Origin of the sequence: Paracidovorax citrulli (assembly GCF_900100305.1) — a bacterium.
GTDB lineage: Bacteria > Pseudomonadota > Gammaproteobacteria > Burkholderiales > Burkholderiaceae_C > Paracidovorax > Paracidovorax citrulli.
Map to the genome: position 1 here is coordinate 101,942 of NZ_FNEY01000008.1, position 15,964 is coordinate 117,905.

At 64.0% G+C, this 15,964-nt stretch carries 13 protein-coding genes and 1 pseudogene; 7 read left to right on the plus strand and 7 right to left on the minus strand.

Going from position 1 to position 15,964, the window contains the following annotated elements:
* Position 1 precedes the first annotated feature (1 nt).
* Genes BLR99_RS07785 through BLR99_RS07795 form a run of 3 tightly spaced genes read left to right on the plus strand, consistent with a single transcriptional unit; the run spans position 2 to position 5,597 of the window.
* Entirely contained in the window at positions 2–4,504 is a 4,503-nt protein-coding gene (locus tag BLR99_RS07785) for a pilus assembly protein (RefSeq protein WP_011796599.1), read from the plus strand.
* On the plus strand, positions 4,501–4,995 hold the full coding sequence (locus tag BLR99_RS07790) for a type IV pilin protein (protein ID WP_011796598.1): 495 nt from the start codon (positions 4,501–4,503) through the stop codon (positions 4,993–4,995). Before BLR99_RS07785 ends, BLR99_RS07790 begins: the two co-directional genes overlap by 4 nt.
* Entirely contained in the window at positions 4,992–5,597 is a 606-nt protein-coding gene (locus tag BLR99_RS07795; RefSeq protein ID WP_011796597.1) for a GspH/FimT family pseudopilin, read from the plus strand. The genes BLR99_RS07790 and BLR99_RS07795 overlap by 4 nt, the downstream gene beginning before the upstream one ends.
* Before the next feature lie 39 nt (positions 5,598–5,636).
* On the opposite strand, the gene BLR99_RS07800 is transcribed toward BLR99_RS07795, so the two are convergent.
* The 5 genes and pseudogenes from BLR99_RS07800 to BLR99_RS23050 all read right to left on the minus strand — a co-directional run bounded on the left by BLR99_RS07800 (position 5,637) and on the right by BLR99_RS23050 (position 9,380).
* Positions 5,637–6,713, minus strand: coding sequence for a protein-glutamate methylesterase/protein-glutamine glutaminase (locus BLR99_RS07800; RefSeq protein WP_011796596.1), 1,077 nt, complete (start codon positions 6,711–6,713; stop codon positions 5,637–5,639).
* Positions 6,714–6,843: 130 nt separating this feature from the next.
* A pseudogene (locus BLR99_RS23655) lies at positions 6,844–7,236 on the minus strand (chemotaxis protein CheD); the annotation flags it as partial.
* A 36-nt stretch (positions 7,237–7,272) separates the two neighbouring features.
* A complete protein-coding gene (locus BLR99_RS07810; RefSeq protein ID WP_011796595.1) occupies positions 7,273–8,076 on the minus strand; it encodes a CheR family methyltransferase in 804 nt (267 codons plus the stop codon).
* Positions 8,077–8,089: 13 nt separating this feature from the next.
* Positions 8,090–8,986: an EAL domain-containing protein gene (locus BLR99_RS07815; RefSeq protein WP_011796594.1), complete on the minus strand. Its 897-nt coding sequence runs from the start codon at positions 8,984–8,986 to the stop codon at positions 8,090–8,092.
* A 205-nt stretch (positions 8,987–9,191) separates the two neighbouring features.
* Positions 9,192–9,380, minus strand: coding sequence for a hypothetical protein (locus tag BLR99_RS23050; RefSeq protein WP_041827540.1), 189 nt, complete (start codon positions 9,378–9,380; stop codon positions 9,192–9,194).
* 422 nt (positions 9,381–9,802) lie between these two features.
* Between BLR99_RS23050 and BLR99_RS07825 the strand changes: the two genes are divergently transcribed.
* Positions 9,803–10,018 (plus strand): DUF3606 domain-containing protein, encoded by a 216-nt coding sequence (locus BLR99_RS07825; RefSeq protein ID WP_011796592.1) that lies wholly within the window; start codon positions 9,803–9,805, stop codon positions 10,016–10,018.
* A 161-nt stretch (positions 10,019–10,179) separates the two neighbouring features.
* On the plus strand, positions 10,180–11,667 hold the full coding sequence (locus BLR99_RS07830; protein ID WP_074686994.1) for a sensor histidine kinase: 1,488 nt from the start codon (positions 10,180–10,182) through the stop codon (positions 11,665–11,667).
* Between the two features lie 33 nt (positions 11,668–11,700).
* Here BLR99_RS07830 and BLR99_RS07835 read toward each other — a convergent pair whose 3' ends face one another.
* Positions 11,701–12,369, minus strand: coding sequence for an NAD(P)H-dependent oxidoreductase (locus BLR99_RS07835; RefSeq protein ID WP_074686996.1), 669 nt, complete (start codon positions 12,367–12,369; stop codon positions 11,701–11,703).
* A gap of 72 nt (positions 12,370–12,441) precedes the next feature.
* Between BLR99_RS07835 and BLR99_RS07840 the strand changes: the two genes are divergently transcribed.
* Positions 12,442–13,053 carry a TetR/AcrR family transcriptional regulator gene (locus BLR99_RS07840; RefSeq protein WP_017438464.1) on the plus strand — a complete coding sequence of 204 codons (612 nt, stop codon included), beginning with the start codon at positions 12,442–12,444 and terminating at the stop codon, positions 13,051–13,053.
* 45 nt (positions 13,054–13,098) lie between these two features.
* On the opposite strand, the gene BLR99_RS07845 is transcribed toward BLR99_RS07840, so the two are convergent.
* Positions 13,099–14,148 (minus strand): hypothetical protein, encoded by a 1,050-nt coding sequence (locus BLR99_RS07845; protein ID WP_074686998.1) that lies wholly within the window; start codon positions 14,146–14,148, stop codon positions 13,099–13,101.
* A gap of 695 nt (positions 14,149–14,843) precedes the next feature.
* On the opposite strand from BLR99_RS07845, the gene BLR99_RS07855 reads away from it, so the two are divergent.
* Entirely contained in the window at positions 14,844–15,854 is a 1,011-nt protein-coding gene (locus BLR99_RS07855; protein ID WP_011796587.1) for an AAA family ATPase, read from the plus strand.
* Positions 15,855–15,964 lie beyond the last annotated feature (110 nt).

Here is a 15,964-nt window from a genome sequence, read left to right on the forward strand (position 1 = left end):
CATGAACTCCCAGAGTCCATTCCTCCGGCCCTCCCCGCGCCAGCGGGGCTTCATCAACAAGCCCTTCGTCGGGGCCGTGGCCATCCTGGCAGGCCTCGCCGCGTTGGGAACATCGTTTATGGCGATGGGGACGGGCTCTCCCGTCACCACGCCGCCGATCAATCTGTCCAGCGACCCGCTGTACGCGGTGAACGTGAAGGACAAGCCCACGATGGCCCTGGCGCTGTCGGTGGAGTTCCCTACGGTGGGCGCGCAGTATGTCAATGTGCCCGACACGAACAGCGACGACTCTTATGCCAACACCAAGGAATACCTCGGCTATTACGATGCGGAAAGCTGCTATCGATACAACGATGCGCCGACCGAAACGCCGGAAAGTGGAAGAACAAGTGCCGACTACAAGCGCTTCGATCCCATCGGAAAGGCCACCAACCGCAAGTGCAGCGATGCGTTCAGCGGCAATTTCCTGAACTGGGCCACCAATTCTGCCGTGGACATGCTGCGCCTCGCGCTTTCAGGCGGCGACCGCTATGTGGATACCTCGACGCTGACTATCCTGCAGCGGGCGGTATTGCCGAACGGGGACCCCACCTGCATGTGGAACTCGAACAATTTCCCGGCGAAACGGCTGGCGAAGGATGGAGGAGGGGCGAACTCCTATTGGGGGGCTGTTCCGGCTGCCATGATCACCGGCGCCAACGGCAGCGACATCTGGGTGGCCAATACGCTGAACCGGGTGTACTTTCGGGCGGGGTCTTCCGCTACGGGATCCTGCTCGGACACCAGTGGATACACGCTCGGGGCACCTACCACGGCACAGAGCCGTGGCACGACCGACTATCAGAACAACAAGCCCTTGCCCAGCGATGCCGTGCTGTGCACGGTGGAAGGCGCAATGTGCAACTTCACTGGCGTGCGCGAAGTATGGTTTGGCATTCCCCCAAACCCTCGAAACCGGCTCCAGAACTGGGCCGTCGTTCCCGCTTCCAACGGCATCAATTGCAATTTCCTGGTGATTGGGGATCCCGCGCCCGGTTCGAGCAAGAGTTGCTATACGCGCCCTTACACGGGCACATGGCAGCCTCCAAGCACGACGCTCAATTCCGACGGCTTCTTTTACTCCCGGGTGCAGGTGTGCAACAAATCCGGGGATGCTCTGCAGGATGTCCGGGATTACGGACTGTGCCGCCAGTATCCGAATGGGAACTACAAGCCCGAGGGTGTGATCCAGAAGTATTCCGACCAGCTTCGGCTATCCGCGTTCGGATATCTCATGGACCAGACCGCCAGTTATGACAACGGTCGTTATGGTGGGGTGTTGCGGGCGCCGATGAAATACGTAGGCCAGAAGAAATTCGATGAGCTCGGCAGGGAGGAAACCTCCACGAACGCCAAGGCCGAGTGGGATATCAATACCGGTATTTTTCGGAAAAATCCAGAATCTGACACGGTTTTTGGCGTCAGTGGGGTGATCAACTACCTGAATCAGTTCGGTCGCACCGGGCCCGTTCCTGGACGATACAAGAAATTCGACCCTGTGGGTGAGCTCTATTACCAGACGCTGCGTTATATGCAGGGCCTTCCGCCGACAGGAGATGCCGTTTCAAACCTGGGCACGCCATCCGCCAGCAATGCCTTGTACGATGGCTACCCCGTCTATGCGGACTGGACCAATATCGATCCCTATGGTGGATCGCGGTCTCCTTCGGAAGACTATTCATGCGTGCGCAGCAACGTGGTGGTGATCGGGGATATCAATACCCATGATGGTAATTGGCGCAACATTCCATCGGCCGATGATCCCGCCAACAATGTCACCAACTTCCGTACTTGGCATACACTGGTCCAGAACTTTGAAAAAGGGGTGGCTACCAGATATATTGACGGTCAAGGGGTGACGCGCACATCGTCCAACCCCAATGCTGCCAATACGAGCGTTCCTTCAAACAGCCAGACCAGCCAGATCATGGGTTATGCCTACTGGGCACATACACAGGACATCCGTGGCAGGCGTTGGACCGCCGCACCTGCCAAGCAGCGTCCGGGGTTGCGTGTGAAGACTTTCCTCTTCGACGTGAACGAATATGGCCGGCAGAACGATGCGAATGTGCGCAGGAGGAGCAACCAGTTCTTCATGGCTGCCAAATATGGGGGATTCACTTCCACATCCCCCGATCCTGAGAAATCTGATGTGCCGTTCAACAGCTACGGCAATCCGTTCCGAAGCCAGGCCAGAAGTGATGACAAACCGGACAATAACGTATGGCAGAAGCCCGGTGCCGCAGGAGAAGCGTCCACTTACTATCTGCAAAGCGATGCGCGCGGAGTGCTGGCTGCATTTCAGGCCATCTTTGAAAGTGCCAGCGGCAGTGCCCGAAGCATCGCGGGAAGTGCTTCGCTTTCGAACGTCCAAGCGAGTACCGACAATTTTCTGTATTCCGCGAAATTCGATGTGGCCTCCTGGACGGGCGATGTGATCGCGGAGCAGATCACGCGAACCGGGACGGGCGCATCGGCCCGCCTGGCCGTAGCGACGACCCCTACGTGGAGCGCCGCTGCGCGCCTCAAGCTCAAAAATGCAGCGGACCGCAAGATATTCGCGGGCCATGGCAGCCGGCAAGCCGCGACGGAGTTCACGTGGGCCGGTATCGATGGCAAGCCGATGCAAGCGTCCTTGAGCAAGGCATCTCCGGGCGCTACGGCAGACTCGTTGGGTCCGGACCGGTTGAATTACCTGCGCGGCGTGCGCACGAATGAAGGCTCCGGTGCACAGTTCCGGGTCCGTACGGAATTGCTGGGGGATATCGTGAATTCCGGCGTCACATTCTCCGGCCCGCCGGCAACTGCATTCACGGGTAACAGCTACGCCTTGTTCAAGGCTGAGAACGCCAGCCGTGCTCCCGTCGTATTCGCCGGTGCGAACGACGGCATGCTGCATGCGTTCGCGGCCAAGACCGACCCTGGCAATGGAATCACTGCGGGGGACGAACTATTTGCCTACATCCCGAGCTGGATGGGCCCAAAGCTCTCCGCACTGACGGCGCCGACCTATGTGAACAACCACCAGGCTTACGTGGATGCGCCGTCGGCCGTCGGCGAAGCACAGGTTGCCTTCACCGCAGGCGCTGGAAGCAGGTCGGACTGGAAGACGGTGCTCGTTTCCGGAACGGGCGCGGGAGGCCGGGGCGTTTTCGCGCTCGATGTTTCCAAGCCGGAAAGTTTCGCTGTCGGCAATGCGATGTGGGAGTTCACCGGGGCCGACGACGCGGATATGGGCTTCGTGGTCGGGCGTCCGCAGATCCTGAAATTCCGGACCGGCGCCGATACCTACCGCTGGTTTGCAGTGGTGGCCAGCGGTGCGGACAACTACACCAGCACATTCGACAACGGCGGGGGTGGCGGCCGTCCTGCGTTGTTCCTGCTGGCACTGGACAAGGCAACCGGCGCTGCTTGGGTGGAAGGGACCAACTACTTCAAGTTGATTTTCCCTGTGGACACGAGTCTGGCGGCCACCGTGGCCACCGGCATGGCGAACTTCACTCCACTCTACGCCCGTGGCGGCGAAGTGACACAGATCTATGCTGGTGACCTGCATGGCAAGGTGTGGAAACTGGACTTCACTTGTACCAAGACCGGGGCTGACGACACTTCGTGCACATACGGCTACAAGACAACCAACAACTGGACGGTCGCCAACCTGAGCAGTTTCGGTGCCAGCGGAACACCGTATCCGTTCTTCATCGCCAAGGACACTTCGGGTAAGACGCAGCCGATCACCTCGGCGCCCCAGCTCTTCACCGGTCCGATCGTGAACGGTAAAGAGACTTTCTACGTATTGATCGGCACAGGCAAGTATCTGGAGGCATCCGACCGGACTTCCACCAACACCCAAAGCGTGTATGCCCTCTACGACAACGGCTCTTCAACGGTCGATTCCGACACGCCTGCTGCGGCCATTTCCGGACGGGGCAGGATGGCCGCCGGGACGGTGGATACCTCTGCGCGAACGGTGAGCGTCGCCAGTTTCAAGTGGGGTCGTCCCGTTAGCGATGGCGATACCACCCAGAGGGCCGGTTGGTACATCGATCTGCCGAGTTCCGGCGAGCGGTCCGTCAGCGGTTTCACGGACCTCGGGGGGTTGAATGTGGCCTTCAGCACGGTGATCCCCGGCGATATCGGGGCAGCGGGCTCTTGCAGCACCAATTCAGGTTCCGGACGCCAGTACACGATGGACGTCACGGCGGGGAACGGCAGCACCGCGGATTCTCAGGTGGGGCTCTTGAGCGCCTTCGTGGTCATCGAAGATACCGCCAGCTCCACGGTGACCAATTACGATAACAGCGGTCAAGCCGTGCGCACGATCATGAAGCGCAGCCTGCAGTCCGGCTCCTCGGGCGTCTCCGAAGGCAAGAGCAGCCAGGTGCAGGAAGTGGTCGGCCGGCTCAGTTGGCGACAAATCTATGACTACCGGGAACTCCGGAAGAAAGCGACGACTACTCCATGACAGTCCATCGTTCAAACCGTGGTTTTTCCCTGCTGGAGCTGATGATCGTTGTGGCGGTGGTCGGCATCCTGGCTGCGGTAGCTTACCCCGCCTATACCGACTCCGTGCTCAAGGGGCGGAGGGCCCAGGCGCGCACGGCTCTGGCGGAGCTGATGCAGCAGCAGGAGCGATTCCTGACGCAGCGCAATTGCTACCTCGGATTCAGCAACAGCGGAGGCACTGCGACCGCCACGGCGAATACGGCTTGCGGTATCGCGGCATCCTTCACCGTGCCTTTCAAGACGTATGCGGGAGAAAGCCTCGGCTCGGCCAGCTACCAGCTGTCGGCCACGACCTGCAGCAGCACCCTGACGCTGTCGGACTGTGTCAAGGTGGTGGCCAGCCCGGTCAAGTCGGACCCTGCCGTGGGTGATCTCTCTCTCACCAGTACGGGGGTCAAGTCGTGTACGGGCACGGCCAGCAGCACCAATCCCAAGCTGTGCTGGCCATGAGGAATAATCTGCACTGCGGATCGCAGGCCAGCCAGGGCCCCAGGATTGCCAGGCGGCACCGGGGGTTCACCCTGATCGAGCTCATGGTGACGATGGCGCTGGTGGCCGTGCTGCTGCGCATCGGCATCCCGAGCTTCGTGAGCTTCCAGCGCAATTCCGAACTGACCTCCGCCGCCAACGGGCTGCTTGCGAGCGTCAATTCGGCCCGCACGGAGGCCATGAAGCGCAACATGAACGCGGGGTTGGTTCCCACCACGGGCAGTTCATGGGGAGGAGGGTGGACCGCATTCGTGGATATCGATGGCAATGGTTCCTTCGACGCGGCCAAGGACCTGGTGGTGTCAACGCAACCGGCGCTGGCGTCTTATTTTTCCGTGACCGGTACAGGCACCGCGACAGGCGATACCCCCTCCATCACCTTCAACTCTTCAGGTTATGTGAAGGATTTCGGCAACGTCACCCTGGAAATCGCGCGCAACGATCTTTCCGATGCGGCGCTGCTGGAGCAGACGCGACGGGTTGTCATCTTCAAGACGGGCCGCGTGCGCGTCTGCAAGCCGACGTCCGCGACCGATGCCGCGTGCTCCAGCGGCGGGAGCTGACGATCCGCCGTCCGGCTTCTGGCGGCGGGTCTCCTCCCGCTACACCCCCCCGATCTCCCGCCAGATCGCCGACAGCGGCAGGACCTTGTCCACGCCCCCCCGCTTGATCGCCTCCTTCGGCATGCCGAAGACCACGCAGCTCTCTTCGTCCTGGGCGGTGGTGCGGGCGCCGGCCTGATGCATCTCCAGCAGGCCGGCGGCGCCGTCGTCGCCCATGCCGGTCATGATGATGCCGTGGGCGTTGGCACCCGCGCACTTGGCCACGGAGCGGAAGAGCACGTCCACCGACGGGCGGTGGCGGTTGACGAGCGGGCCGTCCACCACTTCCACGTGGTACTGCGCGCCGCTGCGGCGCAGCAGCATGTGGCGCCCGCCGGGGGCGATCAGCGCGCGGCCCGGCACCACGCGGTCGTTGTTCTCCGCTTCCTTGACGGCGATGCGGCAGAGGCCGTCGAGGCGGCTGGCGAAGGCGGCGGTGAATTTTTCCGGCATGTGCTGCACGATGACGATGCCGGGGCACACGCGGGGCAGGGCGGTGAGCACTTCTTCCAGCGCCTGCGTGCCGCCCGTGGAGGTGCCGATGGCCACCACGCGCTCGGTGGTCTGGGTCATCGCGCGGCCCGCGCCGGGCGGCAGGATGGCGTCGGCGGTGTTCTTGCCGGTGGGTGCGGGCGGCACGGCGGGGTCCCCGGCCCGGCGGGCCAGGCGCCGTACGTTGGCGCGTGCCGCGGCGCGTACGGTGGAGACCAGTTCGTCCGCGGACTCGGTCAGGAAGGTCTTGAGGCCCAGCCGGGGTTTGGTCACGATGGCCACCGCGCCGGCGGCGAGCGCCTCCATGGTGGTCCTGGCGCCTTTTTCCGTGAGCGTGGAGCAGATGACGACGGGCGTGGGGCGCTCGGCCATGATCTTGCGCAGGAAGGTGATGCCGTCCATGCGCGGCATCTCGACGTCCAGCAGGATCACGTCCGGCCACTGGTGCTTCATGCGCTCCATGGCCAGCAACGGGTCGGCTGCCGCGTACAGCACCTCGATGCCGGGGGCCTCCCCGAGCAGGCCGGTGAGTACCTGGCGCACGACGGCGGAATCGTCCACGACGATGACTTGGATGGGTTTCATGGGATGTTGCGTCTGCTGTGAAGCGCTGGTGGGGCAGCCGGCTGCGGCGACTGCAGTGCGGCCGGGGGATCTGGCGGACCCAGACCGCGCCGCTGGCGACGTCGAATACCACCTGCCGGTGGCCGTCGCCGAAAAGATGTTCGCTGCGGACCCCGATGCCCCGACCGGCCAGCAGGTGCCGCGCCGCGTGGCCGTTGCGGGTGCCGACGGCGTCCATCACGGACCGCGGGCGGGTGGGAAACATGTTGCCGCCACCGAAGATCTTGGCCTCGCATTCGGCGATGGGTACGCGCTGGCGCCGCAGGCCGCGCACCATCAGCTCCAGCGCCTCGTCTCCATAGCGGCCGTCCAGTTCGCCGGGCCGGGCGGGGCGGCCGCGGTCGGCCAGCAGGAAATGCGACATGGCGCCGATGCGGCGCGCGGGATGCCACAGCGTGATCGCTACGCAGGAGCCCAGCATGGTGCGCAGCCGCATGGTGTCGTCACCCACGAAGTATTCCCCCGGCTGCAGAAAGACGTCCATGGGCCTGTAAGACGTCGGCACGCGCGGCTCCGGTCGTCATGGCTTGCGGTAGACCGAGGGCGCGACCTGCTCCATGGCGGCGTCGATGCCGTGCAGGCTCTCCGAGTGGCCGATATAGAGGTACCCGCCCGGGCGGATGAACGAGATCACGCGGGCCACCACGTCGCGCTTGGTGTCGCCGTTGAAGTAGATCATCACGTTGCGCAGGAACACGACGTCGAAGCTGCCCAGGTCGGGGAGTTTCGTGTTCAGGTTGGCGTGGAGGAAGCGCACCTTCTGGCGCAGTTCGCGCGCCACCAGCAGCGTTCCCGCCTGGGGCCCCTGGCCCTTCAGGCAGAAGCGCCGCAGGTAGGGTTGGGGAATCTGGCGGGCGCGCTGCTCGGGGTAGTGGCCGGTGCGGGCCTTGTCCAGCATGCGCGTGCTGATGTCGGTGCCCACCACCTCGAATGCCTGGCCGCCGCGGCAGTCCGCCAGGACCATGGCGATGCTGTAGGCCTCTTCGCCGCTGGAACTGGCGGCGCTCCACACGCGGAAGGGCGAGGCGCCGCCGGGCTGTTGCGCGGCGCTGCGCAGCAGCTCGAAATGCCGTGCTTCGCGGAAGAAATAGGTTTCGTTGGTGGTGAGCAGGTCGATCGCCATCTGCACTTCGGCGGGATCCTGGCCGCTTTGCAGCAGCGCGAAGTATTCCGCGTACCCCGCCATCCGGGTCGCGTGCAGGCGCTTGGCCAGGCGCCCGCAGACGAGGGCTTTCTTCGCCGGGGACAGCGTGATGCCGGCCGCATCGAAGATGAAGCGCTGGAAATGCCCGTAGTCGCGATCGGAGATGGTTCTGTTTGGCATGGGGGGACGGTGGTCAGCTAAGCCGCAGGGAGTCCAGGCGCGACCGGTGGGTCCGGTTCCAGGAGTGCAGGTCCTCGCCGGGCATCGCCTTGGCGATCAGCCATCCCTGGGCGCTGGTGCAGCCGAAATCCTGCAGCAGCCGCCAGTCCTCCATGTGCTCCACGCCCTCGGCCACGGTGGTGAGGTTGAGTCCCCGTGCGAGGTCCAGCGCCGATTCCAGGATCACCCGCAGGCTTTTCCGGCGATGGGCGCCGTGCACGAACGAGCGGTCTATCTTGAGTTCGGTGAAGGGAATGCGCGACAGCTGCCGCAGCGAGGAGAAACCGGTGCCGTAGTCATCGATGGACAAACCGAACCCCTTGAGCCGCAGGCGTACCAGCGCAGAGTGGGCGGCGCTGCAGGTTTCCACCATCGATCCCTCGGCGACCTCCAGCATCAGTTGCGAAGGCGCCAGGCCGTACCGCATCTGCTGCGCGCAGATCTGGTTCACGATGTCCGGCGAGGCCAGCAACTGCGGAGACAGGTTGATGGCCAGCGTGAGCCGCATGCCGCGCGATTGCCAGGCGGCGCACTGCAGGAAGCTGCGCTCCATCATGGCCAGCGTCAACTCGTGGATGAGCCCCACGCGTTCGGCCAGCGGAATGAATTCGTCCGGCGGCACCATGCCCAGGACCGGATGGTTCCAGCGCGCCAGGGCCTCGACACCTCGCAGCATGCCGGTCCGGGTGTCCACTTTCGGCTGGAAGTGGGGCGTGATGCCTCCGCCCCGGATGGCCTGCTCGAGCATCGCCGCGTCGATCGGCATGCGGGGGGCGCGGCGCCGGTCGGCGGCGGGCGCTGGCGGAGACGGCACCTCCCGCAGGATCGCCTGCAGATCGCTGCTTGCCAGCGGCTTGTGCAGCGCGCGCACGACCGACGTGCCCAGCGACTGGACGGAGTCCAGGCCTCGCGGCCGTGGCGCGCCTCCCGTACCTGCCCGGCCCCCAGGGCGTGGCAGAGCCGCACGGCATGCTGCCGCTGCGTCGCGCTGTCGTCCACGACGAGGATCGAACAGGCGGCCGCGGGCGGCTCCTCCCCGGATGGGAACGTGCCGGGCGGGGTCAGGTCAGGTGGGGTCATTCCGGGGCGGGCGTGGCCGGGCAGTGGGAGTGTCGGCGGGGCTCGGTCGTATCGGCCGGCAGCCGGGCCAGTTCAGCCAGGGCCTGCGCGGAAAAGGCGCGGTCCAGGTCCAGCAGGACCACCAGGCGCTCGCGCACCTTGCCCATGCCCTGGATCCACGACAATGAGTCGGCGGTGAAGATCATCGTGCAGCCGCGGCTGAAGTAGCCCGGGCCACCGGCGGCGGGATGGCGTCCGGGCCCACCGCGGGAACCGCTCCGCCAGCTGGCACCAGAAGGCCGCCCCGTAGGGCAGGATGCCATTGAAGTCATACCCGGGGTTGTGCAGGCCGCGCCCGCCTTCCGCAGGGCCGTTGCCGGTGCGCAGGAGCGCCCCGGGCCGGGGTTCGACCTGGCGATGCACCGGATCATCGCCGCGAAGGCCGGGATGGGGTTGCCGTCGTGCCTGCGTGCCTGGTGGAGCGCGAACTGTCGGGCGGTGCCCGCAGGGGCGTGGTCGTTGCACGGCCCTGTCTGCCTTCCCTGATGGTGCATCGGCCTACAGCGGGGGTACACGGGGCCACTTACTCTTGTATCTCGCCAAGTCGTCAACCAGACCAGGAGTGAATATGCAGTCATCCGCAGGCAAGCCGGACCTTGTGAACCTCGATGATCCCGATTCCGTCGCGCGATGGGTTCGGGAACTGGATACCACCGAGAGCCAGTTGAGAGATGCCGTCGCCCAGGTGGGGACGAAGGGCGCCGATGTCGAAATGCATCTCAAGGGCGCACGCAGCTCGACCAATGAAGACCGGATGAATCAGGCGCCTGCCGGGAGCCGATAGATCACCGGGGTGTGGATAACCGGGCTATGGGCCCTGCCTCTCGACGACACGTGGTCGGAGGACCGGATGCGCCCCGTGGTTCCGGGGCCGTGCCGGGCGAGCCGCCGCTGAAAATCCGGCGAAGCCTCCTCGGAGCTTGATATTTCCACGTGGAAACCGCGATGTCATCAGCCGCTGAAACCAGGGACAGGAGCCTCTCCAACGCACACACTGGTTTTGCGGCGCTGGCCTCCGCCATCAGCATCCTGTCGCTGGTGGGGTGGCTGACCAATCAGCAATCCCTCACCAGCCTCGCGGCAGGCCGGCCGCCTCTTTCCGTGATGACGGCTGTCATGGTGTTGCTGGGCGTGGTGGCGGTGCTGGCGTCTCCGCTGAAAGGCGCCATATCGTGGATTTTCGGCATATTGGTGGCAATGGGTGGCGTCGCCATCCTGATCGCTCGCGCAACGGCATTCGCGGCAGATATCGAGCTGCCTTCGGGAATCTGGTCTTCGGCACTCACCGGGCTCATGTTCCTGTTGACCGGTACATCATCGGCCATGATAGGCAGGCGACTTTTCGTCGAAGGCCAGCTCGTCGCCGTCGGTCTTTTGCTGGCCTCCGTGCTGTTGGGGCTGGGGCATCTTGTGCCGCTCAGTGTCCTGTACCGATATCTGCCGGGCACAGGGGTTTCGATTCCCACGATCATCTGCTTTGTCTCTCTGGCCATCAGCGGTCTTCTGGCATGTCGGCACAGCGGGATTGCCGCTTCGCTGTCGTCGGGGGGCGCCACAGGCAGGCCGGGCCTGAAAATGCTGCTGACGGGCGCTGCCTGTGTGCTGGTGGCCAGTGCCGCCGTGCTGGAAAGCCTGCGCGCGCACGTCATCGACGCCGAAACGGCCATCATGCTCCTGTGCTGGTCCGCGCTGGCGGCCTTGGGCGGGACGTTATGGGCCCTGGCGATTGCCGCCGACAGGGCCGAACAGGCGACAGAGAATTCCAACCTGGAAAAAGAAAGGCTGCGCCAGACATTTGCCGCCGCCGTGACGCATGACTTGAGAAACCCCCTTCAAACCGCGATGCTTGCGGCCAACCTGCTGGCGAAGCTGAACGACGACCCGAAATTCGCCGGCCTGCTCGCGAGGCTCCAGCGCAGTCACAAGCGCCTGGACAGGATGCTCAAGGCATCGCTGGACAAGATCGCGTTGGACAGCGGAAAAGAGATGGCGGCCAACAAGTCCCTCGTGGACCTGCACAGCGTCATTGACGAGGTGGTGAGCGAGAACCTGGCCGTTCTCGAGGAACGGGTCACCATAGAAGGCCATGGCACCGGCCATTGGGATGCCGATGCCATTTTCCGGGTGGTCGAGAATCTGCTGCTCAATGCCCTCAAGTATGGCAACCCCGGCACCGTCATCGAGTGCTCCATCCAGAGCTCGGCCACGCACGTCCAGTTGCTGGTTCACAACTCAGGGCCTCCCATTCCGCAAAGCGACTGGAGCAGGATCTTCGAGCCCTTCACGCGGGGGCAGAATCACCAGGGCAGAACGGGTTGGGGCGTGGGCCTCGCTTTCTCCCGGATGGTGGCAGAGAAGCACAACGGTACATTGACGGTCGTTCGCTCGGACGAACATGGCACCGTTTTCCAATTGACCTTGCCGTTGGAATGATCCGGGCCTCGCCGCAGGCCCGGGGCCGAGGCGTTACTGCTCCAGCGTTGCTCCGCGATCCCCCTGCCCGAACTTGCCTCCGATTTCAGGCGCCGGGTGCCCGCCTGCGGCGTCCTGACGCGCGAACGCGTTGCGACCCAGTTCACGCGCGGTGGCGATGTGGGATGCAGCGCTCGCGCCGTCGGTGCCATGGAGGATCGTGGAAGTGGCCACCCTGGCGCCGCAGTAGTCGAAGATGCCATGATCGATCTGCGTGCGCAGCGCCTTGCCGTAGCCGTGCCGCGCATACGTTCCCTCGTCGGCACCTCCGATGCCGAGCAGGTGGACCGCAAGACGCCCGAGCCGCTTCTCGATGGCACCTTCCGGCGTTTGCGAGTAGGCCCACCCGTTGGAGAAAACGCGGTCGATCCAGCCCTTGAGCTGCCCTGGAAACGACCACCAGTAAACAGGATAGACAAGCACCAGCGCATCGGACCGGTCGATACGCTCCTGCTCGCGCAGAACGTCGGGCGGGGCGGACGCCTTCATGAAGAACGTGGCCCGGTCCGCAGGGTTGAATGCAGGCTGGAACCCCTCTGCCGCAATGTCCGCCACCTCCGTGGTGTGCTGGCCGGGCGCTTCGACGCCCTCGGCAAACGAGCGCGCGACGGCATGGGTGAGCGACCGGGGATCGGGGTGGCTGACGACGATGAGGGCGTGCATGGGACATCCTTGTGGCGAAGTTAAATTACCATTCGTATATTAGCACTGCAAACTACTTTTGGTAGGTTAACCATGTCAAGCCATCCGAAGAAGCCGGACGCAGGCCGTGCGATCCAGCGGCGCCTGCCCAAGGAGGCCCGGCAGCGCCAGTTGCTGGATGTCGCGTGGTCCATCGTGCGCAGCGAAGGCAGCGATGCGCTCACGCTGGGCCATCTGGCCGAGCGCGCGGGCGTGACCAAGCCCGTCGTCTATGACCATTTCGGGACGCGCAACGGTCTGCTGGCGGCGCTCTACGAGGAGTACGACGGCAGGCAGCATGCGCGGCTGGACGAGGCCCTCGCCGCCTGTACCAGGACGCTTCCGGCGGTGGCCCAGGTCATCGCCGCGAGCTACGTCGGGTGCGTCATGACCATGGGCCGGGAAATGCCGGGCGTGAGCGCGGCGCTGGCGGGCTCACCCGAGCTGGACGCCTTGAAGAAGGCGCATGAAACCCTCTTCATGGACAAGTGCCGCCACGCGCTCGAGCCTTTTGCGAAGAAGCCTTTGAAGCAGGCCGCGATGCGCGCCATGCTGGGGGTGGCCGAGGCGGTGTCCTTCGCGGCACTGGCAGGGGAGGTGGAACCCGTGGACGCGGAGGAGGAGATCTACGACGCGATCCGGCGGATCACGCGCAGGGGTGGATAAGCCCCCCGCACTGCGCCGCGCGCGAGGGGCTTTTTCAGCATTGCCTCAATTCGGGAAGGCGACGCCGACCAGCGGACTGCGCAGGCTGGCCGCGTTGCGCGCCGACAGGGTGTAGGTGCTGCCGTCGTCGGTCGAGAGGTCGCTCACGAAGAAGAAGCCTTGCGCGGCACGCTGGTTCATGGCGGCCAGCTTCTGGTCCGCCGACTGCTCCAGGTTGACGGCGCTCAGGTCGTATTCGACGGCGCCGTTCTGCGCCGAGCTTTTCTCGAAGACCTGCCCGATGGCGCCACCCTGCAGCGAGAACGCGCCCAGGTAGAAACCGCCCTGCGCGCCCTGTTCGTTCAGCCGCTGGCGCAACGCGTCGCCGCTGGCCATGCCGCCGGAGCCGGACACGGGGATCACGGTGTAGGAATAGGTGGTGGCGCTGGAGTCCCTGGCGTAGAGGTTGAAGCTGTCCTGGCCCGCGCCGATCGGGCCGACCAGCCGGAAGCCCCGTGCGCCCTCGGCGTTCAGCTGGGCCTGGAAGGCATCGCTGCCCAGGCTGCCGGAGATGGCCTGCCGCTCGTAGGAGTAGGTGGCGCCGCGCGTCGCGTCGCGCACCGTGAGCAGGCTGATGCCCGGGCCGTCGCCGGACATGGTGGGCCCCTTGAAGACGAAGCCGCGTGCGCCCTGCTGGTTGAGCTGGGCCACCAGACCATCGCCCGAGTTAGCCTGCGCCACTGTCTCATAGGTCAGCCGCGAGCTGGCGTGCGCGGTGTCGGTCACGTAGAAGTCGTTCTGCGCGCTGCCCCCCGTCACCATGGCCGACAGGTAGGCATAGCCGCGCGAGCCCTGGTCGTTCATGGCGGCCAGCAGCGCAGCGCCGGAGGCGGCGGGCTGGGCGATGTACTGGCCGGTGACCTGGGATGGAGTGGTGCCGCCCCCGCCATTGCCGCCACCGCCGCCACCGCTTCCGCCGCCGTCCACGCCTCCACCGCCGCCGCCGCCATTTCCTCCGCCACCGAAGGCGTCTCCTCCGCCGCCGCCTCCGCAGGCGGCCAGGCAGGCGGTCAGGGCAAGGGCCGCGGCGCGGCGGGTCATGGCGAGAGCATTCATGGAAATCCTTGGGTTACGGAGTAAGGGGGGCCGGCGGCAGCCCGTCCTGTTGCATCGTTCGTTGCGACACATCGGACCGCACGCCCGTTGCAAGGGAAAATTATTTGCACCAAGGCTCAGCGGCCCTTACCCCACCAGAGCATGGTTTGTGTTTCACGCTGTAGCCCGGCGGATTCATCACGTGTCCGGTCGAAGGCTGGAAGCTCTCGGGTTTCCCGCCTTCAGGCCCTGCCAGTGCCTGCATTTGCTGACACCTTCCGCGCGATGCCTGCGCCATGTCGTGGCATGCCGGCTGGAAAACGAGTTCGCCACGATTCCTGACCTTCGCTACGAAGTGGATTTGCTGGTCACCGATGTGGACTGCGTGCGGAGGCGGCTGGGGTTCAACTGCTCGCCCCCGGGGCGAGTTCCTGGGCCTGCGCGTGAACGGCAGGAGGGGCGTGTTGTGGAAGAACGTGTTCTATCTACGAGCTTCGCGATCGCAGGATCACCCGGGTCTGGTCCGTCATCGACAAGTCGGCGATTGAAGCGCAACTCTCGTGAGCTGGAGGCGGATGGCCGCCGCGAGCTGCGCTACGCTGGCCGGCCATTCGGCTGAAGCAAGAGGCGTTCGGAGTAGCCTCGGCATCGCCAAGTGCGAGAGGCTAAAATACCCGAGCAAACACGCAGTTTTGGGCTTTTGAAAGGAGGCGGGCATGTCGACCAAACAAGTTCTGGCTCTCCTGAACTCTCATGTAGATGGAGACGAAGAGCAACTGCTCTCCATTGCGTTGCAAATAGCGGCACAAGAAGCGCGTCAAGGGCGCGCTGAGGACGCAGATAAGCTCAAGCGCCTGGTGCAGAAAGCGCGCGACCAACGCCGTGCTGGCTCCGTTTCGACTGGTCAAACACCTATTCCTCTCACACGCCCGAAGGGCGAACTGCAAAGTCTGATCGAGAGCTCCTATCCTAAAACCACCTTGTCTAACATGGTGCTATCGGAAGAAATCGCAGATCGACTCGAGCGTATCGTCCGTCAACAGACTGGACGCCAGGTGCTTCGGGAGCATGGGCAGATACCCGCTTCGCGCATCTTGTTAGTAGGGCCACCTGGCACAGGCAAGACTATGACGGCATCAGCCCTCGCCGGCGAGTTGCGTCTGCCTTTGTTCACTGTGCGTCTAGAAGCCCTGTTCAGCCGCTTTCTCGGTGAGACGGCGGCGAAACTTCGATTGCTGTTTGATCAGATTTCACAGATCCGTGGTGTGTATCTCCTCGACGAGTTCGATGCAATCGGCGCGCGCCGCGGCGATCCAAACGACATCGGCGAGGTCCGCCGCGTGCTTAATTCCATGCTGACATTCATGGAAGAGCCCAATATCACGGATAGTGTGGTGCTTGCTGCTACCAATCACGTCGAGATCCTGGATGAAGCGTTGGCTCGTCGATTCGACGAGGTCGTTGACTATTCCTTGCCTGACAAAAACTCTGCACGGGCCATTTTGGAGCGGAGGATGGGAAGGTTCAAATTCTCAGCCCGGTCGTGGCCATCATTAGACTCCGCATTGAATGAACTCAGCCAAGGAGAACTCGTAAGGGCTGCTGACTCCGTCCTCAAGGACGCCATCCTTGAGGGCGTTTCCAAGGTGTCTCCTGCCGCGTTGCGGCAAGCTTTAGACAACCGGCGTTTACTCAAGAAAAAATTTCAACGCTCCGCTCATAATTAATTCATTGATCGCGGTACCAAGTGGGGGATGGACTATACATGCCAGGGACTAATGATTTCGATATAAGAAACCGCCCTCATATCCCGATTGAACGCTTTCGCGAGTCAAGC